The sequence below is a fragment of the Bradyrhizobium icense genome, assembly GCF_001693385.1.
GTDB classification, from domain to species: domain Bacteria; phylum Pseudomonadota; class Alphaproteobacteria; order Rhizobiales; family Xanthobacteraceae; genus Bradyrhizobium; species Bradyrhizobium icense.
Genome location: NZ_CP016428.1, coordinates 4,465,610 through 4,485,073 on the forward strand (window position 1 = coordinate 4,465,610; position 19,464 = coordinate 4,485,073).

Here is a 19,464-nt window from a genome sequence, read left to right on the forward strand (position 1 = left end):
CATCATGGCAAGCGCCGCCAAACGCCTCGAAGCCGTCTCCGGCACTGCCGCACCGCAGATCGCCTTTGACGCGGTCACGCTGCATCTCGGCGGCAAGACCATCATCGAGAATCTGAGTCTCGGTGTGCGACCCGGCGAATTCCTCTGCATCGTCGGCGCCTCCGGATGCGGCAAGACCACGGCGCTGCGGCTGGCGGCCGGTCTTTACCGGCCGACCAGCGGCAAGGTGAATTTCGACGGCCAGCCGATGCGCGAGCCGCGCCGCGAGATCGCGATCGTATTCCAGGACTATGGCAAGGCGCTGCTGCCATGGCGCACTGCGGCGGGCAACGTCTCGCTGGCGCTGGAAGCGGGCGGCATGCCGTCGACCGAGCGCCCCGCCCGCATCGAGGAACTGTTGCGCACGGTCGGCCTGCCGGGCCATTCCGGCAAATACCCGTCGGAGATGTCTGGCGGCATGCAACAGCGTCTGCAGATCGCCCGTTGCCTGGCACAGGAGCCGAAGACGCTTCTGATGGACGAGCCGTTCGGTGCGCTGGATGCGATGACGCGGCAGGGATTGCAGGATGAAGTGCTGTCGCTGGTGGCAGCGAGCGGCGCCACTGTGATCTTCGTGACCCACGACCTCGATGAAGCGATCTATCTCGGCGACCGCGTCATCGGCCTGCTGCCGCATCCGGGGCGGATCGGCATCGAACTGCCGGTCAACCTGCCGCGCCCGCGCGATCAATTGTCGACCCGCGAGCATCCGGAATTCCTCCGGTTGCGGCGGCAATTGTTCGATTTCATCAAGGCCACCGAGCAGTGAGGGCGAATTCCGCCAAGGCCCTCGTGCTGCCGCTCGGCGTGCTCGCAGCGTTCGAGTTCTGGGCTCGCGCGACCCATCTGCAGAGCGACAGTCTCGCGCCGCCGAGCGAGATCGCGATGGCGCTGTTCGGGGCCTTTGCCGATCTCTCGATCCTCGCGGCCACGCGCGACACGCTGTTTTCAGCTTTCGCCGGGCTTGCGATCGGCACCATCATCGGCCTCGCTTTCGGCATCGCCTTCGGGATTTCGGATAAGCTTGATCGCCTAATGGAAGTGACGGTCGAGGCGATCCGGCCGATTCCCTCGATTGCGCTGCTGCCGATTGCGCTAATCGCGCTCGGTTTCGGCTACCGCATGGAAATCGTGATCGTGGCGTTCGCCTGCGTCTGGCCGGTCCTGATCCTCTCGCGCGCGGCGGTGCGCAGTATCGAGCCGCGATTGATGGAAGTGGCGCGAGCACTGCGGCTGCCACCGGCACAGCGGGTCTTGAAGATCATCATCCCGGCGGCGCTGCCGCGGATCTTCGTCGCCTTCCGCCTGTCGGCCGGCATCGCGCTGATCGTCGCCGTGACGGTCGAGATTGCGATCAACCCGCTCGGCCTCGGCGCCGGCATCATGCTGGCGCAGCAGGCGCTGCGCCCCGACCTGATGCTGGCCCATCTGGTCTGGATCGGCGCCATCGGCTACGCGCTGAATGTCCTGCTGGTCGTCGCCCAGAACCGGCTGTTCGGCCGCGCCGCGTTGAGCGGAGACGGCGCATGAACCGCGCGACCCTGCTCTGGCGCGTGGCGAGCTTTGCGGTTGCGGCCGGCTTCGTCGCGCTATGGCAACTGATTGCCAATTTGAGACTGGTCTCTCCGGTGTTCCTGCCGGGACCGGACCGCGCCTGGGCTGCGCTGGTGCGCGGATTTTCCTCCGGCGATCTCTGGAGCAAGCTCGCCGGCACGCTCGAACACATGGCCTATGGCTGGCTCGCCGCCTCCATTGCCGGCATCGCGATCGGCGCGATCATCGGCTCGTCGCGCGCCATGCGGACCTATGTTGCGCCGTCGCTGGAATTTTTACGGCCGCTGCCGGTCTCGGCGATCATTCCGGTGGCGATCGCGATGCTCGGGCTGACGCAGGCGATGGCGCTGTTCGTGATCGCCTTCGGTGCGATCTGGCCGATCATGCTGGCGACCATCCACGGTTTTGCGGCGGTCGAGCCGCGGCTCTACGAGGTGGCGCGGTCGCTGCAAATGTCGCGGCTCGCGGTCATCTTCAAGATCGCGCTGCCCTCCGCCAGCCCCGACATTCTCGCCGGCATGCGCCTCAGCCTGACGGTGGCGCTGATCCTGTCGGTGGTCTGCGAAATTCTGGCCGGCCTCGACGGGCTCGGTCATTGGGTTCTGCTGTCCGCCCGCGCGTTCCGCTCGGCCGACCTGTTCGCCGGTGTCATCCTGCTTGGGTTGACCGGTTACATGACGTCGGTGGCGATGTCGCTTGCGGAGCATCGGCTATTGGCGTGGCAAGCGGCGCAACGCTAGTCGATGCCTCCCTGACAAACGCGCTCCAGCCGAACCCGCCAGACTTCCGGCCCCTCCTCCAGATAGGTCCATCGAAATCCATCTCCGTAGCGTATTTCGAACTGGTGGCGCAGCGCGCCGTGGCGGATGATCCGCAATCAGTTGCAGCGATGCTTCGGGCATCAGGTTTTCGAACAGCCGGACGATGATCTCATGGCGGAATCTCGGCTCGATCTCCCGCACGTCGATAACGCGCTCGGATCGGCTGCTGGGTGGCGACATTGAAAGCTCCTGATGATGACGGATCATCGTCGGCATCAGCGGCGCATCGGGCGCAGCCCTTGGCGTGCGCGTCGTCGAACTGCTGGCCGCGACCGGCCAATGCGAGTTGCATCTCGTGGTCACGCCCGCCGGCGAGCGGACGTTGGCCCATGAGGTCGGCGACAGTGCCCTGCCCCGTATCGCAGCGCTGGCGGCGCGCCATCATGCGAGTGCCGACATCGGTGCCAGCATCGCCAGCGGCTCATATCGAACCGCAGGCATGATCGTCGCGCCGTGTTCGATACGGACTTTGTCCGCCATCGCAGCCAGCGCCACCGACAATCTGCTGGTGCGGGCTGTCGACGTCCAGTTGAAGGAGCGACGCAGGCTGGTGCTGATGGTGCGCGAGAGCCCGCTTCATCTCGGTCACCTGCGGGCGATGGCGGCGGTGACGGAATTCGGCGCGATCGTGGCGCCGCCGGTGCCGGCGTTCTACGCCCGGCCGGCGACCCTGGCGGAAGCGATCGATCATATCGCGCGCCGCGCGATCGGCTTGCTCGATATCGATCTCGGCATTTCCATGCGCGAGTGGCAAGGCTGACGGCAGCGCCGCTGGCTGGAGCTAGGGTTGGGAGGCGCGCTCCGGCACGGCCGACGAAGAGACGCTCGCCCCGAAACGCTGCGGTTCCTGCTGAAGCCAGGATCGCCGCCTCTCTGCGCTCAGGAGATCTCTGCCGGCACGTCCAACCCAGCGCCACAACGCCCGGAGACTGAAAGTGACGAGCACCTCATGGTGCCGCATCCCCTTGCCGCCCTTGACCAGCCCGAGATCGCGAATGATGCAGTACGTCCCGCTGCTCATGCGGGCGAACTTCGCACCTCGAAAATGATTGCGCACGCGCGACAACATGCTTGCAGCATGCACCACGCATCGATTCCGTCAATCTTGACGACCACCGAATCAACCTCGCCGGAATGCGAAAGCCGTCAGAGCGTTGCGTTGTCGCTGCGTTCGCCGATGCGATACAGTTGCGCGGTCCGAACCGGCATACGGCCCAGCACCGCGCGCCGCTCATTCATGCGTGTGCTCGGCGAATCCGGTTGCGCAAAGCACTCGAGTATCTGAATGCGGATCTCCTCCGCTAGCGGGCCTTCGACCCGACGCATGCGATTCCAGAGCCGGATGATTTCCCGTTGCTTCTCGACATCCATTGGTCACCTCCGAAGAACGACCAAAGAGAACATAACAGGAACGAGATTGCAAGCTGAGAGAAAACGAATTGCGGCATCAAATGGTCCCTCGCACGCGTGGCGTTAGGACGCCTGAGCGCGCCGCAAAGGCAGCTACTCCGATATCTTGGTGTTTCAACTCTAAAGGCAGAGGCTGAGAATTTTCAGCCGGCAAGCCTCGGCTGCGCGCGGTTTGGACTTCGCAGCGCTGGCCTGCTTTGAAGCCTTCGGCGAATCCTTTGGCGAACTCTTTGGAGCTTTGGGACGCTCATAGTCGCCTGCGATCACCATGGCCCAGTACGTACGACCGGTCCGCGCGCTTTTCACGCTCGCAACACCTACGCGCGTCGCGCCGGGCAACAGGAGGTTCTTCCGGTGCCCCGACGAATTGATCCACTGGTCAAGAGTTTTGGGAAAACCGTCATAGCCATACGCAATGTTCTCTGCGGCCCGGCCTGCGCCCGCCGGACCGACACGCGTATTGAACCGGCCAAGGACATCGTGATCCAGTTTGTCCTTTGCGGCCATCGCCTCGGCCTGATCGTGTGCAATCCGCGTGAGAATCGTATCCAGGGTTACGCGCTTCTGCCCGTGCTTTAGCCGAAAGTCGGAAATCATCTGCGCGGGATTGGCCGCCGCCGGCTGGCTGCCGATTGCGGCGGCAAAACAAATCACCAGCCCCAGCAGCAGGGAGTGCCGCGCCGGAATGACTGTCTTCCTACCAGCCACAATTGTTCCCCCCGCCCCTCCCAATTGTACTGGGAAGATTCAATCCGAAAAAGACGTAGCAAGTCATTGATTTTATTGGTCGGGGCAGCTGGATTCGAACCAACGACCTGCAGTACCCAAAACTGCCGCGCTACCAGGCTGCGCTATACCCCGATCTGACGCTGGAAATGCTCGATACACGCTAAACCCGCGGCCATCAAGGCGATGGAAACCCCGTTAGCGCTTGTTGAACAGCGGGTGCGCCACCCGGTCACCGGGCTGAATCCCATACTTTTGCGCCGTGCCGGCGATCACTTCCAGCACCCCCCTGGCGAGCCCGCCCGAAGAGATGATCTTCGTGGACAGCGGCTCGGTGTTTTCAGCAATCCGCAGGATGCGGCCGTCGGCGCGAATGAAGATCATGTCGAGCGGAATGTAGGTGTTCTTCATCCACATCGAGATCTGCTGCTCGGGAGAGAAGTCGAACAGCATGCCTTTGCCGTCGGGCAATTCCTTCCGGTACATCAGCCCCTGGGTCTTCTCCTCCTCCGTGGTCGCCATCTCGACCAGGAACACGCGTACGCCTGACTTGGTGGCGATCTCGAGCGGCTGAACGCTCGCGGCCCGTGCAGCAGGATTGGCGCAGAGGATGAAGAGCATGGCAGACGCAGCGGCCAGCGACGTCACCAGGCGGCCGGAGATGCGAAGCCGCGCAACCATCAAAGCGAAATTCATCAAAGCACTCACGCCGGATACTTCAGGAGAGACTGCCGGGAACCCTAACCTGAGGATTGCGGCAAATGCCAGTGGCCGCCGCGCGGAGGCGCGGCGACCGGCTCACGTTTGCGTCAGTGGTACGGCGGGATTCAATGTGACGACAGCGCCGACGGGCCGGTCTCCGGATGAATTTCGGCCGCCATCATGCCCTTGGATCCCGGCCCGAAGCGCACCAACACGTACTGGCCCGGCCGCAGTTCGGTCATGCCGAAGCGACGCAGCGTTTCCATGTGGACGAAAATGTCCGGCGTGCCCTCGCCGCAGGTCAGGAAGCCGAAGCCACGCAGCCGGTTGAACCATTTGACCTGGGCCCGTTCCAGACCGCTGGTCGGCGTAACGCTGACATGGGTCCGCGGCGGCAGCATCTGCGCCGGATGGATCGCGGTGGACTCGTCCATCGAAACGATCCGGAACGCCTGATAGCCCTTGGCACGCTGCACGCATTCGACCACCAGCCGCGCGCCTTCATAGGCGGTCTGGTAACCGTCGCGCCTGAGCACGGTGACATGCAGCAGTACGTCGGGCCAGCCATTGTCCGGCACGATGAAACCGTAGCCCTTCGAAGCATCGAACCATTTGATGACGCCCGATATTTCGACAAGGTTGGCTGCGGCATCGCCGAGCCCCGACAAAGCATCCACCGCCGGATCGCGCTGCGCGCCGGCTGCGTATTCACCTGGTCCAAGCCTGTTCTGCCCTGTCCCGCCTGTCGGCGGCCCCCCAAGCTTCTTGGACCCAAATTCGTCCGACCCCATGACCCCGGACCTCACACTTCAAAAAAGCGGTCCACTGTCGCCCTAGTGGGACCGGAACACGCGCCCTACCATGACCATCATGATAACGCAGCGCGAATCTCTCGAATCAAAAGATAACACTCTCGATTGTGCCGCATAGCTAAAAAAAACAAAATTGCGGAGGCTATGAACAGGCTTGCACAGCCGCGAATCAATGCGAATCAATTGGAGATCAATTGCCTACAAATGGTCCGAGCGTCTCGCCGATGTCGTGACGGATCACCAGATCGGCAAGGTCGTCCTGCTCCGTCGGCTCGTTGTTGATGATGACGAGCTTCGCGCCGCAGTTCTTGGCCATCAGCGGAAAACCTGCGGCGGGCCAAACAACTAGCGACGATCCGATGGCCAGGAACAGATCGCACTGCTGGGCCAGTTCGGTGGCGCGGCGCATCGCGTCTTCCGGCATCGCCTGTCCGAACGAGATCGTGGCCGTCTTAACCGGCTCGTCGCAGATGGTGCAGTCGGGAGCGTTGCCATCTTCGTCGAAACGCGCCTTTACCCAAGGAAGATCATAGGCATGTCCGCAACCGATGCAGCGGGCATAAGTGGTGTTGCCGTGCAATTCGATCACGTCGTCGACCCTGAAGCCTGACGCCTGATGCAAATTGTCGATGTTCTGGGTGATGATTGCCGGCGTCTTGCCGGCCTTGTAGAGCGAGGCCAGCGCGCGATGCCCGCGGCCGGGCTTGGCCGCTGCAAAGGTCGCCTCCATCGCAAAACGCCGCCGCCAGGCCTCGGCCCGCGCGTCGGCGCTTGCAACGAATTCGTCGAATGCGATCGGGCGGTTGCGCGTCCACAGGCCGCCCGGGGACCGAAAATCCGGAATGCCGCATTCGGTGGAAATGCCGGCTCCAGTAAAGGGAACGATACATGCGGCTTCGGCGATCATGTTGCCGAGCTGCTCGACGCCGCTGCGCAAATCCTTGGCGATCACCGCTGATATTTTCCGAATTGTTGGGCCGCGCGGACTATAGCACGGCCGTTCGGATTGCCAGATCGATGCGCCCTGGCCGGCGGCGCACGCGCGTCCGTCAAGGGCGGCCTTATCAAGCCGCCTTATACCCCCCGTACCGCCGCGTCATGCTGCCTTGGCCACCGATTCCTTCGGCTCCTTGGCCTCTTCTGATTTCTTCGCCTTGGGCGCGGGCGCGCTTTCCGTCTTCTTCATTGGTGGCTTGCCGTATTGAACAAGCTTTTCCAGTTCCGCTTCGAGTTCGGCGCGTCGCGCAGCGACTTTCTCGAACAGCTTGTCGGTGGCGTGCTCGCGCAGGCCTGCGAGTTCTTCGATGCTCAATGAATCCAGATCGATCTTTGCCATTGGAACCTCCCGTTTGTCTTTCGCTAACGGGAACCCACATGAGCGACAAGAATGCGCCACACCTTATCCACCGCCTTCGCTTCAGACGGCACGCGATCACAATGCGTCCCCATTCACGCCCCATTCGCGCGGGCCAATGACGGCGAGGCGAATCAAACAAGACGGATGGCGATGACGGAGAAGGAAGAAAGACTCGCGCGCGATCGTGCCGAAATCGCAGCACGCGTCGCGAGCTTCAGGAAAACCCAGCAGAAGTTCGAACGCGAGCGCGAGGAATATTACGAGACGACCCTGGCCAACGCGCTGAATGGATCCAGCCGGCCATCATTCTGGCGCTGAGGCAGAACCGGCAAGAGATTGTTCGACTCCGCGACGTCGCCCACGGAAATGTCGCGCGCGGAACCCGCAATAGAATTTGCTGCGGCCGGAACCAAGTCGATGCCTCGACGTTCGCTAAGCTAATAAGTGCAGCAACCTTGCGAGAGGTGAAGCACGAAAAGCCCCCGTCTAGATCTTCGGATGTAGGCGGGGTTTTCGTTGCCGGTTTGGAGGGCGGGCATTGCGAGGTATGCGATCCCGCGGACCTGACCATCGAATTGCGCGGAACGAAAACGATCCGTTCGGTGTTTCACTACCGGAAGGTGCATCATGTCTGCGTGGATGGAAATTCTGATCAATTTGATCGGTTATGCCGGCTTCATCGCCATCGCGACCTATCACAAAGCGCCGGACGAAAAATTGCCGGACCGTTGAGTGCCGTCTGGCAGGTGCTAGTTCGCCTTGTGGGGTTCACCCGCAGTGCGAACGAGCCGATCGGCCTTGACCAGCACATGGCCGTTTTCAGTTTGCGGCCGTAATGAAAAGCTCACGACAACGAAGGCGAGACAAAACAGCAGGCCCACCACCATGACGCGCCTGTGGGCCGGTTTGTCTGCGTTGTGAAACGAAGGGACCATGGCCTGTTCCTGAAGGCCATCCCTACTGCAATGCCGGATACCCACAACACGCATTGGGTTTTAACCTGACTGAATAGGATTATCTGCGCTTTCGAAACAGCCATGCTGGCCGGCGCAGGGGCGCAGTTCAGCCTTCATCCATCGCGCAGCAGCGGAGAGACTCCCTTTGTTCTCCTGGAACGAACAGGGGGTGCGTTTCCGGCACGATTGCGTTCTTAAGATACCGTTACTCGCCCTGTCGGCGGTCGAACCTTTTTGGCGCAGCCCGTACTTATCTGAAAAGGTGCTGCGATGACCCAGGCCGACCATTATCGAGAACAATCCGACAGGGCCCGACGGCTCGCCGAAGCCGTCAAGGATCCGGAAGCTTCGAAGAAACTGATCGAGATGGCCGAGGAATTCCGCCTCTACGCCGAGCGGCTGGAACAGACGCATTAGCGCGATTGCGCGGGCGCACCGCATCAAAGCCTTAGGCGTCTGTTTACCCCTTTGCGCCGTAGCGCTCGGCCGTTAACCCAAACTCTTTACAAGACGTAAACACGAACCTGACAAGTTTTGATCAGGAGGGTTGCACCCATGGTCATTTACCCCATACCGGTTGAAGTGACACAGGCCAGAATTCAGCTCGTCGTCGATCAGGCCGCCAAGGCGCCGCCGCATACGATCAATCAGGATCTAAGGGCTGTCGACCATGCCAAGGCAGCCGCCATCGAAGCGGCCCTGGCCGATTTACAGACGGACGAACCGTCGCTGCTGGACGTCAAGGTCTGACCTGACGGGAATTACCTATCTTGCGCGCGAGGGCCTGGCTGCGTCCGGCGTCCTCTCACGCTCGCTATGCGAGTGCGTGCACGCGGCGTAAAGGCTTGCGGGTACGGCGGCGGCGCCTTATCGCCGTATTGCCTCGGCGCGATAGATCTTCGTCCCCGACGTCTCGACGATCCGGCCCTTGAGCGATTTTATAAATGCTTTCGTACCTTCGACGGCAAAATGGGCGCGCAACGCCGCCTCATCGGCCCACTGCTCGAAGAAGAACAGCCGCATCGGGTTCTGGCAGTCGACATGCACGTCATGCGAAATGCAGCCCGGCTCCTTGCGGGAGCGCTCGACATGCTCCAGGCACGAGCGCAGCACGTCGTCAAAAGCATCCTCGCACGCCAGAATACTGCCAGTTACGAGAATCATGCCGGCCTCCTGTTCGTGTCAGCCAACGGCCCGCCCTTCGGGAGACGCCGTTCGTTGTGCGTCGAGGCAAGCAGATCCTTCGTTAATGCATCAGCCGCGGCACGACAACCGATACCGCCAGCAATATGCCGAGGCTGCTCACCACGGATAGTTTCATCCTGGCCGTCCTGGCGTCGGTAATCGGGAGCACGAAAAAGAAGATCATCGCAACAATGAGCACGCCGTAGAGCACGTACATAGTCGATCCCTCCGTTGACGCCACGATGGACGGAGAGGCTGGTTGCGTATGTGTAGGGGATCACTCTGATGACGCGGCGTTCCGGGTCGCCAAAAGAGCCGAGAAATAGCCGCGACACCACGAGCCGCGACTATCGCGATGAAGTAACTCCGTCCGCCCCGGAGCGGCCGCTTCAACAAGCTCGCAATTTTACGCTTTTGATGCCTTGATCGCAACTTTAGCGTGCCACATCGGATTTCATCAAAGTTCGAGAGAGAAAGATGCTTGGAAAGTTTCTGCGCGACGAGGGCGGCGCCACCGCAATCGAATACAGCCTCATCGCCGGGTTCATCGCCCTGGCCATTATCGCCGCCGTGGGAATGACCGGAGAAAGGCTCGTTGCGCTATTTAAGAGTCTTATTCCCGCGTTGACTCCTTAGGTGCGATCGCATCAGCGAGCGAAAGCCAGAACAAGCACCAATACGGCAGCGCCGATAAACCCTGCTAAAAATATCGCCCGGCGAGCGGGAGTGTTCAGGATAATCTTGCCTCCCCGCGCCTTTTCGGCTGGGTAGGGAGCCTGTTGAGCGGGACCTTCGCGCACCATGGCTACGCGATCCAATATATTGCCGTTCCAACGACAACGAGAGCAATGGCACCAGCGGTCAAAGTCCCGAGTTTTCGCTCGGATCTTGTAGGCAAATCCTCCCGCGCCGCATTCTCTTCAGCCGGATGATCTTGTTTCATACAACACCTCTGCCGATTCAAAACCGCCGTAGCGGTTTCGTTCCTCGGAACCCAGATTTGAAATTCATCGACAAAAGGACGAGAAACGACGGGTTCTCGAGCACGTTGGTTAGGCGAGCCGGAAGCTCTCAAGTGCATCGCCCTTGAGCCCAAGGGAGGCATCGTCCCATGGCCTGACCGCTGAGCAACGAGCGCTTCCAATCTTTCGCATTAGCCTGCACCGATGGCCTTCCGAGGCCAGAGCGCTCTGTGCGAACGGTTGCAGAAAGAGCCCGCACTTTATCCGCACGTTATCGGTGACCTCTGGTGCACTTTGCTGCTATTTTCCGCCCGAACCGCCCAACCCAAACAAGATCTCTGAACGCTCTCAGGAGGACAAGAAACATGCGCTATCTCCACACCATGCTGCGCGTGCGCAATCTCGATACCGCGATGAAGTTCTACCGGGACGCGCTGGGGCTGAAGGAAGTGCGCCGGATCGACAACGACAAGGGCCGATTCACGCTGGTGTTCCTGTGCGCGCCCGAGGACGAAGGCCTGTTCAAGGCCGCGCCGCAAAACCGCGGTGCGCCGCTGGTCGAGCTCACTTATAACTGGGACGAGGAGAAATACGGCGAGGACCGCTATTTCGGCCACCTCGCCTACGAGGTCGACGACATCTACGCAACCTGCGACCGCCTGATGAAGGCCGGCATCACCATCAATCGGCCGCCGCGCGACGGCAACATGGCCTTCGTCCGCTCGCCGGATCTGCATTCGATCGAGCTGTTACAGAAGGGCGAACCGAAACCGCCGGCCGAGCCGTGGGCCTCGATGCCGAATACCGGTCATTGGTAGGCCTTGTACAATTTCTTCGTAACCTCTACTCGCGCTTCGGATTGGACTGTCGCTCTCGAAATTCCGAAACCTTAAAACGTTCCTGCGCTCGGGTTCTTTCTGTGCAGGAACCACCCCTCGCACGTCGCGTTTTCTCCTCGAATAGATTTGAGGAGGAGACGATGGGACGAGGAATTCTACTTTGGTTGCTGGGCGTACCTATTCCGGTGATCATTCTATTGTGGCTGTTCTTCGGCCACTGATTGGCTGACGCAGCGCGCAATGCGAGAAGCGGGCTCTGTCGCACTGCGGCGGAGCTCATTTTTGTTGGCTCCGGACCCGCGCGAAGGCGCGCTTTTTCTCTGATCTTCGGCTATTAACGGCAAATCGAAAAAGCGAGAGCGACGCGCGTGGCCGACAACAACAAACAACAACTCACCATCTGGGGCCGGGCCAATTCGGTCAACGTGCAAAAAGTGCTGTGGTGCCTTACCGAACTCGATCTCGCCTATGAGCGCATCGACGCCGGCATGCAGTTCGGCAAGAACGACGAAGCGGCATATCTCGCGATGAATCCGAATGGCCGCGTCCCGACGCTGGTCGATGGCGACTACGTGCTGTGGGAATCCAATTCCGTGATGCGCTATCTCTGCATGGCCTATGGTGACGGCTCGCCGATCTACCCTTCGCAGCCGAAGGCGCGCGCTGGCGTCGACCGCTGGCTCGACTGGACACTCTCGACGCTACAACCGGTCGACCGTCCGGTGTTCTGGGCGTTGGTGCGCACGCCGGTCGAAAAGCGCGACATGGTGGCAATCCAGAAGGATGTCGATGCTGAAGCCGCGGTGTGGCGGATCGCCGAGGCGCAACTGGCGACACGGCGCTTCATCGAGGGCGATCAGTTCACCATCGCTGACATCGCGCTCGGCACCTTTGCGCGGCGCTGGTTCGGCGTCGAAGGTGTCACCAAGCCGACGCTGCCGAACCTCGAACGCTGGTTTTCGCAGTTCGCCGCCCGCCCCGGCTTCGTACGCTTCGTCGCGCCGCCTATGACGTGAGCGCGCTTGGAGAGTTGCGATTCTGCTCAACGCGAGCCGGTGGAAACGCCGGCGCCGACGCTTACCGCGCCGCCGATTTTCATGCAGGTGTTGGTGCCTTCGATCTTGACGAAGCCCGCGCCATACTCCGCGCAGGCATTGGCGGAAGCTGGGCGCTTCAGCGGAAGCGCCTTACCCGAGGTGGCGGGCTTGTCGGATTTGTGAAGACGGGGCTGCTCGGCAAGCGCAGCAGCCGACGGCAGCACCACAGCCATCACTACAAAGAGAGATTTTCGCATCCCGCCTTTTATCGCCGCTTGCGGATCGATGCCAGACTGGAACCCCTGCCTATTGACTCGGAACGGGCTCCAGATGTCTTGATTTGACGCGTTTTCTTGACGCGGACCGGCCCCAACTTCGGATCAAGTCCGGGTAGGTTTTCGCTGGACAACGCGTTAGCGGACGAACTTGACGCCGACCGATTTGCCGCGGCGCCAGACGACTTCGCAGCGGCGCCCGGTCCTGGCGTCGCGCGAAAACGCCAGCCGCAATTTCGCCGGCAGCGTATTGGGATCGTCGATCGTAACCTTCGCCCCCGTTGTGGACATATCCTGCACCACGCATTGGCGTGCGGCAAAACCGCCCTCGAGCGTGATCCACCCGGGCTGACTCAATGATTTGCGCCTGTCGCGCTTCTTGCCTGACAGCAAAGCCATGTCGGAAGTTCCCCCGAGACAGCCCTACACCATGCGGCTTTAGAATCCGTTGCTCGGCGCGGCGTGTCTCGTCGTGCGCCCGGGACGCTGATCGAAGCGCGAAACGTCCGCAGAACGCCTTTCCGAGCGGCTTGCCCACCCGCCCAAACGCCACTATACGTTCGCCCGTCGCCGCCCCCATCAAACATGGACGGGCAGCGGCCAACACGGCCCATCAAGAACTAACATCTTGATTTTCCTGTTGTTCTTGCTCCCTTCGTCTATCGGTTAGGACGCCACCCTTTCACGGTGGAGAGAGCGGTTCGATTCCGCTAGGGAGCGCCATCACCTTGCCACCACTTTCAAAGCCCAAGCCGACCACTTTCAAGGCTTAAGGCAACCATTTTCACAGCTCAGGTTCCCCTCGTCCACAGGTTCCGGCAAACGGACCGTGGCGGGTAAATAATAAGGGACAGGGAAATGAATACGGCCGTTATTGCAATCACAACGTGCGTCGCGCTTTACGTTGCACTCCGCTTTACGTTGCGGTGCTACTTTCCGCCGGATACCTGACGGAGTTCGTCACGAGGCTTGCAATCATGGTGAGCCAGACAACGCGTATATTCGACCGAGCGATTAGGTTTGCCAAGTCGGGAGCAGAGGGTGCATCAATGCACGAACATGTCTTAGAGAAACGGCAAACCGCTTCATTTTGTTTGCGATGGCCCGGGAGCGCCACGCCCAATCAGGGTTGCGCTCCCCAGCAGGTTCTTTCGCACCATGCGCATTTGGATTTGCCTTGCCCTCCTGAGTAGGCTGCACGCCCAAGTCGATATCAATATCAACGGCCCGCATAGCACCGGCTGCACGAATGGAGGCTCGGCCACACCTAGATTAGGAAGATTGTGCACTCATTCTGGGTGGCCGCACTTAATTACACGACGCAACCTGAAAATTAAATAGATGCAACGTCCATACGGCGACCAGCCGCACGGATCATCAAAACGGATATTAAACCGCCTCAGCACAATTCTCGTGATTGATTAAATTGTTTTCCGCAGTGGTATGATGGTAACATTAATGTACTTTACTATTTTTTAATAGATGTTACTCTCGGGAAAATCTGGCATATCGGAGCCAGCGAATAATCAGGGTTTATTGCGAAACTTCTAGTTACTCGTAGGAGTACATTACATGCTTAATCTGCGCGGAACATTGGCGGCCGTATTGGTCGTCGGAATTACAGCCCTTTCAAGCGCGGCAAATGCCAGTCTCGTGCTTACACCTGGTAACCTCGGAGGTATCACCGATCAGAACGTGTTGTTTCAGAACGTCACAGGAAACAATACGACCTCGCTGACCACCGATACTAATTCAAGTCCGGCAAATCGGGTAACGTTCACGAGCAACGAGAATTTGACTGGTACGAGCTCAGCCGGCCAGGCCAGGATTTTCGACAGCGCGATTAACGGGTTCAATCTGCTCACTTGGTTCATGGCGGATCCTACCCTGGGATTTACGGCAAACGTCTTCAACATCAACGACCTGACCGCCACTCTGGCCGATATCACTGTGGTCACTAATCTGCAGACAGTTACGTTTAATAACGTCGCCATCAACGTGAACGGCAATAACTTCTTCTCGCTGCAATCGGGCGGCGGCGAAATCATTACAAGCGTTTCTATCCTGGCGCTCAATGGTCTCTTCGAGGACGTGAGACAGGAACGCCTCGGCGGCATTCAGACGATCTCGGGCGCAGTTCCCGAACCCGCAACCTGGGCTATGATGATCCTCGGCTTCGCCGGCGTCGGCTTCCTGGCCTATCGCCGCAAGAAGCAAGGCCACGTTCGCCTCGCCTAGTCCAACAAGACGTCGCGTTATTTGCTGTGGGAAGGCCGCCGAAAGGAGGCCTCTCCACGGTCGCCGAACCTCTGAGGCGTTACGTTCGCTACCTGAAGTACGTGCCCTGCGGCCTTCTGGGTATTGTCTTGGGAGCATCGGTATGGATCGAGATCCCCGCGCGAAAGAGTTGGCCAATCTCAAAGAGGCGCTTGCGAATTTCGAACATCAGCTCGACGCTTTCGAAGCCCGCGTCGGATACTCATCAACCGCCGCCCAAGTTGATTGTCTGGCCCTGACCGATACTCAAATTGCGTTTGCCAATGAGGTCGTCGCCGCAATGAAAAACCGCATGACCGAAAGTTATTCCGTGATGGGCATGCGGCGAGGCCACCTCTCCTAACGTCGCCGACGAGACCTTCCATCACCCTCTGACGCAAGGCGCCTTGCAGTTCGCTCAGCCGCACGGTCGAGTTTCTCTCGCGCGCCGCCCAGCTGGGATTGCCCGCGCAACACATTCCGCTCGCGCCAAGAGACAGCCTTCCCTTCGATCAGATTGAACGATTAAGGTGTCTCACAAGCGCCTGAATCGCCGGCACACGTTTTGCGGAAAGAATGCACGATTACACGTGAAAGGAAATGCACGATTAAAGGAAATGCACGATTACACGTGGAAGGAGAAGGCGAAGATAGCCGCTGGCGCGATGACGGCACTCGTGATCGTGGCGTGGCTTGCCGTTGTGGCATTGGCGCTGCTGTCAGCGTGATGGATAAACGCGGCTGGCGACGTTCACGGAACTTTGTTCTACTCCGAGAACGGTAACCAGGAACTTTGTTCTACTCCGGAGAACTACGGAAAGCATGGCTGACATTTCCTCGCGCGTCGATGGCGACCGCGTCCTCGGCGACCTCAACGCGCTGCGCGCCATCGGCGCCTACAAGACCGGCGTTCACAAGCCGACTCTCTCGGAACCGCATCTTCGCTCGCTGCACTGGTTTGTGCAGCGGCTTCCCGATGCCGGTCTCGCGGGCGAGATCGACGGCATCGGCAACGTCATCGGCACCAGCGCGAAACACGGGCCCAGGCTGCTGGCGGGATCGCATCTGGAAAGCCAGAACCACGCGGGCTGGCTCGATGGACCGCTCGGCGTGGTCTATGCCCTCGAAGCCGCCCGCGTCATCAATCTCGACCCGAACATAAACGGCGCCGTCGAAGTCGCTTCATGGTGCGACGAGGAAGGCCATTTCGGACACTTCCTTGGCAGCCGGTCCTATGTCGGCGGCGTCACCGAAGCCGATATCGACGCGGCGCGCGACCGCAACAATGATAGGAGCATGCGCGAGGCGTTGCGCGATGCCGGCCTGGCCGGCCGCGTCCGCGCGCGGTACGAACAAGGGCGGCACATCGGCTATCTCGAAGCCCATATCGAACAGGGCGAGACACTGGAAAGCAGCGGCCTCAAGATCGGCATTGTGACGTCCATCGTCGGGATATGGCAATATCGCATCACCTTCACGGGTGAACAAAACCACGCCGGCACCACGCGGATGGCCATTCGCAAAGATGCAGGCCTCGCACTCGCCAGATTTTGCGTCGATATCGACAATCGTTTCCCCGCCGCCTGCGGCCCGCGCACCGTCTGGACGACCGGCCGCATCACCCTCGATCCTGGTGCACCCAGCATCATCCCGGGAGCGGCGGAAATGCTGTTCCAGATTCGCGACGACGATCCTGCCGTGATTGCGCGGCTGGAGGAGTTGCTCCACAGCATGGCCGCGGAGGTCAACGCCCAGGGCCGCTGCGCCATCGCGGTGGAGCGCATCCGCACCGGGACCCCCGCGCGGATGGATACCGCGTTCCAGGGGGCTATCGAGGCTGCCGGCGTAGATTTTGCCGACGGCAAATCACTCCGCATGCCGAGCGGCGCCGGCCACGACGCCCAGATTCTCTCGACCGTCATGCCGGCCGGAATGCTGTTCGTACCCTCGATCGGCGGCATTTCGCATCACTGGACCGAGAACACCGCCGACGCCGACATCGTCACTGGTGCAGAGGTCTTTGTTGACGCCTGCCGGCGGCTGTTGGCGCAATGAGGCGGCGCGAGATGCGACATGGTTGCTGAAACCAGGCCGGCCTATTCGATCAGGGACATTCCGGCCAGCGTCTGGGTGCTGGGCTTCGTCTCGATGCTGATGGACATCTCGTCGGAGATGATCCACGCCCTGCTGCCGATCTACCTGGTGTCGGTCCTCGGCGCATCGATGGTGACGGTCGGCGTCATCGAGGGCATCGCCGAGGCGACCGCGTCCATCACAAAAATATTCTCCGGCGCGCTCTCGGACTGGCTCGGCAAGCGCAAATGGTTAGCCGCCATCGGCTACGGCCTCGCAGCCTTCACCAAGCCGGTGTTTCCGCTGGCGCCAACCGTCGGCTGGCTGGTGGCGGCGCGTTTCGTCGACCGGATCGGCAAGGGCATTCGCGGCGCCCCGCGTGACGCACTGGTGGCGGATCTCTCGCCGCCCGATCTGCGCGGCGCTAGTTTTGGGCTGCGCCAATCGCTCGACACGATCGGCGCCTTCGTTGGCCCCCTGCTCGCCATCGCGCTGATGTGGTGGACGTCAGACAACTTCACGACCGTGTTCTGGTTTGCGGTAATTCCCGCTTTCCTGGCGCTGGCGCTGATCGTTTTCGCCGTGCGCGAGCCGGAGCGGCCGCAGGCGCTGCGCGCCGTGCGCAATCCGATCAGCCTGGCCGAGATCAAAAACCTGGGAGCCGCCTATTGGTGGGTGGTGGCGGTCGCGAGCGTATTCACGCTGGCGCGCTTCAGCGAGGCATTCCTCGTTCTCCGCGCCCAGAATGTCGGGCTGCCGATCATGCTCGTGCCTGCCGTCCTGGTGGCGATGAATGTCGTCTATGCGCTCGCGGCCTATCCCGCCGGCGTCATCTCGGATCGCATGGGCCGCACGGCCGTGCTGGCGGGCGGCATTCTGGTGCTGGTTGCGGCCGATATCGTGTTGGCGTTGCTGCCGTCCGTGGGCGGCGTTGCGCTGGGCGTCGTTCTCTGGGGCCTGCACATGGGGCTGACGCAGGGACTGCTGGCCGCGCTCGTTGCAGATACCGCTCCGGCCGAGTTGCGCGGCACGGCTTACGGATTCTTCAACCTGCTCGGCGGCGTGGCGATGCTAGCGGCCAGCATCATTGCCGGCGCGCTCTGGGATATCACAGGCCCGCAGGGCACGTTCCTGGCGGGCGCCGGCTTTGCGTTGGTCGCGCTGGCGGGATTGCTGATGGTACAGCGCAGGATTGGCCAACGGTCCCCGGCCTGAGTACGACGCCGATTTGGCCGGTTCCCTTGGTGACAAGGAGTCGCGTCTGACTTTCTTGCAAACGGCTGAATTTGCGGCCATTTACGCTCACTGAGGTAAAATTCCGCAGATGTTGTTGCTTCAGGCCCTCCCTACATCGATCGGCGTTGCCGCGATCGCGCCGGCGCTGCTGGTGCTCTGGCTCGTCATCGCCGCGGACGAGCGCCCCGGCCCACCCGTGCGGGTATGGCTCGCCTTCGTACTCGGGGCTGCCAGCATTTCGCTGCTGGGAATTGCGCGCGCTCCGTTTGCCGCGATTCTTGCGGTGCCTGGAAACCCCTGGATGACGCAAGGCCTGCGTTCGATCTTCGGGGTCGCCGCGCCGGAAGAGATCGTAAAGGTCCTCGTGATCATTCTGGTGTCATTGCCGGTGCGCCGCCGTGCGTTTGCGGACCCGATGGACACGGTGGTCTACGGCGCGGCCGCAGGCCTCGGCTTCGCGGCTTACGAAAACCTCGCTTATCTCGTGCAGCACGCCGACATGTGGCGGTCGCTGGCCGCCTTGCGCAGCGTGTTGACGGTGCCCTTTCACGGTGCGCTCGGCATCATCGCGGGTGCCTATATCGCGATCGCCCGCGCCGGCACGGCGCTGGGTGCACATCGCCATCATCGCGACTGGGCGCGGATCTCGAGCTGGGCGCTGGCGCTGTTCGCGCCAGTGGCGCTGCATGCAGCGTTCGATTTTCCGCTGCTGACATTGCAGAAACATCCCGATCTCGGCCCCAACGTGCGAATGCTGCTGGGGGCGACGAGCCTGCTCATCGGCTTCAGTTCGATCGGATTTGCCATACGGCTGGTGCGGCGCGTCGGCCGCCATCATGCGCCGCGCACCGAGATCGCGCGTGAGCGGCTGAGCCAGTTGCGGCGGATGTGGGCGCTGCTGCTCGTGGGCAGCGGCGCGGGCTTCGCCGGCGCGGCTTTCGTCCTGACTTCGCTTCATCACTGGTTCGTCAATCCGGAGCGCAACGCCTCGCTGCTTCTCATTCCGCTCGGCATGACCTCCATTCTGATTGGCTTGGTGCTCTTGCTGGCCACGTCGGCTGTCTATGTTTTTGGCCGCAATCGCATCAGAACGTCCTCGGACGGATTTTCGTCGGCGCCCGAGCCGGGCTGAACGTCATCCTCCCGTCGTTGATCTCGCTCAAAAAGGCCGCAGAACAAATTCTACCCGCCCGCGGCGTGCGGGCTATATTGGGCTCTGCTTCG

27 protein-coding genes, 2 tRNA genes and 1 pseudogene are annotated in these 19,464 nt (G+C 61.1%); 16 read left to right on the plus strand and 14 right to left on the minus strand.

Annotated elements, in window-relative coordinates:
- The first annotated feature begins 4 nt into the window (after positions 1–4).
- The 3 genes from LMTR13_RS21050 to LMTR13_RS21060 are packed head-to-tail and all read left to right on the plus strand — an operon-like array spanning position 5 to position 2,333.
- Positions 5–808, plus strand: a complete 804-nt coding sequence (locus tag LMTR13_RS21050; protein WP_065729497.1) for an ABC transporter ATP-binding protein — start codon at positions 5–7, stop codon at positions 806–808.
- Positions 805–1,569, plus strand: a complete 765-nt coding sequence (locus LMTR13_RS21055) for an ABC transporter permease (RefSeq protein WP_065729498.1) — start codon at positions 805–807, stop codon at positions 1,567–1,569. Before LMTR13_RS21050 ends, LMTR13_RS21055 begins: the two co-directional genes overlap by 4 nt.
- Entirely contained in the window at positions 1,566–2,333 is a 768-nt protein-coding gene (locus LMTR13_RS21060) for an ABC transporter permease (RefSeq protein WP_065729499.1), read from the plus strand. The genes LMTR13_RS21055 and LMTR13_RS21060 overlap by 4 nt, the downstream gene beginning before the upstream one ends.
- On the opposite strand, the gene LMTR13_RS43710 is transcribed toward LMTR13_RS21060, so the two are convergent.
- Both LMTR13_RS43710 and LMTR13_RS43715 read right to left on the minus strand, forming a co-directional pair.
- On the minus strand, positions 2,330–2,470 hold the full coding sequence (locus LMTR13_RS43710) for a DUF2249 domain-containing protein (protein WP_418219803.1): 141 nt from the start codon (positions 2,468–2,470) through the stop codon (positions 2,330–2,332). The genes LMTR13_RS21060 and LMTR13_RS43710 overlap by 4 nt on opposite strands.
- Positions 2,471–2,504: 34 nt before the next feature.
- A pseudogene (locus LMTR13_RS43715) lies at positions 2,505–2,630 on the minus strand (hypothetical protein); the annotation flags it as partial.
- A gap of 28 nt (positions 2,631–2,658) precedes the next feature.
- Here LMTR13_RS43715 and LMTR13_RS21065 point away from each other — a divergent pair.
- Positions 2,659–3,174 carry a UbiX family flavin prenyltransferase gene (locus LMTR13_RS21065; RefSeq protein WP_236843041.1) on the plus strand — a complete coding sequence of 172 codons (516 nt, stop codon included), beginning with the start codon at positions 2,659–2,661 and terminating at the stop codon, positions 3,172–3,174.
- 386 nt (positions 3,175–3,560) lie between these two features.
- Here LMTR13_RS21065 and LMTR13_RS21075 read toward each other — a convergent pair whose 3' ends face one another.
- From LMTR13_RS21075 to LMTR13_RS21105, 7 genes are all read right to left on the minus strand, one after another.
- Positions 3,561–3,785 carry a hypothetical protein gene (locus LMTR13_RS21075; RefSeq protein ID WP_065729502.1) on the minus strand — a complete coding sequence of 75 codons (225 nt, stop codon included), beginning with the start codon at positions 3,783–3,785 and terminating at the stop codon, positions 3,561–3,563.
- A 159-nt stretch (positions 3,786–3,944) separates the two neighbouring features.
- Positions 3,945–4,532 carry a CAP domain-containing protein gene (locus tag LMTR13_RS21080; RefSeq protein ID WP_065729503.1) on the minus strand — a complete coding sequence of 196 codons (588 nt, stop codon included), beginning with the start codon at positions 4,530–4,532 and terminating at the stop codon, positions 3,945–3,947.
- Positions 4,533–4,608: 76 nt separating this feature from the next.
- Positions 4,609–4,685: transfer RNA gene (locus tag LMTR13_RS21085), tRNA-Pro, on the minus strand.
- Positions 4,686–4,748: 63 nt separating this feature from the next.
- A complete protein-coding gene (locus LMTR13_RS21090; RefSeq protein ID WP_236843485.1) occupies positions 4,749–5,171 on the minus strand; it encodes a DUF192 domain-containing protein in 423 nt (140 codons plus the stop codon).
- A 206-nt stretch (positions 5,172–5,377) separates the two neighbouring features.
- On the minus strand, positions 5,378–6,043 hold the full coding sequence (locus tag LMTR13_RS21095) for a cold-shock protein (RefSeq protein ID WP_065729505.1): 666 nt from the start codon (positions 6,041–6,043) through the stop codon (positions 5,378–5,380).
- A gap of 211 nt (positions 6,044–6,254) precedes the next feature.
- Entirely contained in the window at positions 6,255–7,016 is a 762-nt protein-coding gene (locus tag LMTR13_RS21100; RefSeq protein WP_065729506.1) for an SIR2 family NAD-dependent protein deacylase, read from the minus strand.
- 144 nt (positions 7,017–7,160) lie between these two features.
- Positions 7,161–7,400, minus strand: coding sequence for a hypothetical protein (locus LMTR13_RS21105; RefSeq protein WP_065729507.1), 240 nt, complete (start codon positions 7,398–7,400; stop codon positions 7,161–7,163).
- Between the two features lie 171 nt (positions 7,401–7,571).
- Here LMTR13_RS21105 and LMTR13_RS41760 point away from each other — a divergent pair, with 171 nt between their 5' ends.
- Complete coding sequence (locus LMTR13_RS41760) at positions 7,572–7,739, plus strand: hypothetical protein (protein WP_197520878.1); 168 nt, start codon at positions 7,572–7,574, stop codon at positions 7,737–7,739.
- A gap of 431 nt (positions 7,740–8,170) precedes the next feature.
- Here LMTR13_RS41760 and LMTR13_RS21110 read toward each other — a convergent pair whose 3' ends face one another.
- A complete protein-coding gene (locus LMTR13_RS21110; protein WP_065729508.1) occupies positions 8,171–8,356 on the minus strand; it encodes a hypothetical protein in 186 nt (61 codons plus the stop codon).
- 291 nt (positions 8,357–8,647) lie between these two features.
- On the opposite strand from LMTR13_RS21110, the gene LMTR13_RS41765 reads away from it, so the two are divergent.
- Positions 8,648–8,794, plus strand: a complete 147-nt coding sequence (locus tag LMTR13_RS41765; protein WP_197520879.1) for a hypothetical protein — start codon at positions 8,648–8,650, stop codon at positions 8,792–8,794.
- Between the two features lie 138 nt (positions 8,795–8,932).
- Entirely contained in the window at positions 8,933–9,127 is a 195-nt protein-coding gene (locus tag LMTR13_RS21115) for a hypothetical protein (protein ID WP_065729509.1), read from the plus strand.
- Between the two features lie 117 nt (positions 9,128–9,244).
- On the opposite strand, the gene LMTR13_RS21120 is transcribed toward LMTR13_RS21115, so the two are convergent.
- Both LMTR13_RS21120 and LMTR13_RS40905 read right to left on the minus strand, forming a co-directional pair.
- Positions 9,245–9,541 (minus strand): putative quinol monooxygenase, encoded by a 297-nt coding sequence (locus LMTR13_RS21120; RefSeq protein ID WP_065729510.1) that lies wholly within the window; start codon positions 9,539–9,541, stop codon positions 9,245–9,247.
- A gap of 82 nt (positions 9,542–9,623) precedes the next feature.
- A complete protein-coding gene (locus LMTR13_RS40905; protein WP_156795709.1) occupies positions 9,624–9,779 on the minus strand; it encodes a hypothetical protein in 156 nt (51 codons plus the stop codon).
- A gap of 260 nt (positions 9,780–10,039) precedes the next feature.
- Between LMTR13_RS40905 and LMTR13_RS39450 the strand changes: the two genes are divergently transcribed.
- From LMTR13_RS39450 to LMTR13_RS21130, 3 genes are all read left to right on the plus strand, one after another.
- A complete protein-coding gene (locus tag LMTR13_RS39450; protein WP_083219114.1) occupies positions 10,040–10,198 on the plus strand; it encodes a Flp family type IVb pilin in 159 nt (52 codons plus the stop codon).
- A gap of 691 nt (positions 10,199–10,889) precedes the next feature.
- Positions 10,890–11,342, plus strand: coding sequence for a VOC family protein (locus LMTR13_RS21125; protein WP_065729511.1), 453 nt, complete (start codon positions 10,890–10,892; stop codon positions 11,340–11,342).
- Between the two features lie 389 nt (positions 11,343–11,731).
- A complete protein-coding gene (locus tag LMTR13_RS21130) occupies positions 11,732–12,379 on the plus strand; it encodes a glutathione S-transferase family protein (RefSeq protein ID WP_065729512.1) in 648 nt (215 codons plus the stop codon).
- A 26-nt stretch (positions 12,380–12,405) separates the two neighbouring features.
- Here LMTR13_RS21130 and LMTR13_RS21135 read toward each other — a convergent pair whose 3' ends face one another.
- Both LMTR13_RS21135 and LMTR13_RS21140 read right to left on the minus strand, forming a co-directional pair.
- Positions 12,406–12,657: a porin gene (locus LMTR13_RS21135; protein WP_065729513.1), complete on the minus strand. Its 252-nt coding sequence runs from the start codon at positions 12,655–12,657 to the stop codon at positions 12,406–12,408.
- Positions 12,658–12,813: 156 nt separating this feature from the next.
- Positions 12,814–13,074 (minus strand): PilZ domain-containing protein, encoded by a 261-nt coding sequence (locus LMTR13_RS21140; protein WP_065729514.1) that lies wholly within the window; start codon positions 13,072–13,074, stop codon positions 12,814–12,816.
- A gap of 249 nt (positions 13,075–13,323) precedes the next feature.
- Between LMTR13_RS21140 and LMTR13_RS21145 the strand changes: the two genes are divergently transcribed.
- From LMTR13_RS21145 to LMTR13_RS21170, 6 genes are all read left to right on the plus strand, one after another.
- Positions 13,324–13,398 (plus strand) — tRNA-Glu (locus LMTR13_RS21145).
- Positions 13,399–14,247: 849 nt separating this feature from the next.
- Positions 14,248–14,913 (plus strand): PEPxxWA-CTERM sorting domain-containing protein, encoded by a 666-nt coding sequence (locus LMTR13_RS39460; RefSeq protein ID WP_083219116.1) that lies wholly within the window; start codon positions 14,248–14,250, stop codon positions 14,911–14,913.
- Positions 14,914–15,055: 142 nt separating this feature from the next.
- The gene (locus LMTR13_RS21155; RefSeq protein WP_065729516.1) at positions 15,056–15,295 is read left to right on the plus strand and encodes a hypothetical protein; all 240 of its coding nucleotides are present in this window, start codon (positions 15,056–15,058) and stop codon (positions 15,293–15,295) included.
- 458 nt (positions 15,296–15,753) lie between these two features.
- Positions 15,754–16,986: a Zn-dependent hydrolase gene (locus LMTR13_RS21160; RefSeq protein ID WP_065729517.1), complete on the plus strand. Its 1,233-nt coding sequence runs from the start codon at positions 15,754–15,756 to the stop codon at positions 16,984–16,986.
- Positions 16,987–17,004: 18 nt separating this feature from the next.
- A complete protein-coding gene (locus LMTR13_RS21165; RefSeq protein WP_065729518.1) occupies positions 17,005–18,219 on the plus strand; it encodes an MFS transporter in 1,215 nt (404 codons plus the stop codon).
- 109 nt (positions 18,220–18,328) lie between these two features.
- The gene (locus LMTR13_RS21170; protein ID WP_065729519.1) at positions 18,329–19,372 is read left to right on the plus strand and encodes a PrsW family glutamic-type intramembrane protease; all 1,044 of its coding nucleotides are present in this window, start codon (positions 18,329–18,331) and stop codon (positions 19,370–19,372) included.
- Positions 19,373–19,464 lie beyond the last annotated feature (92 nt).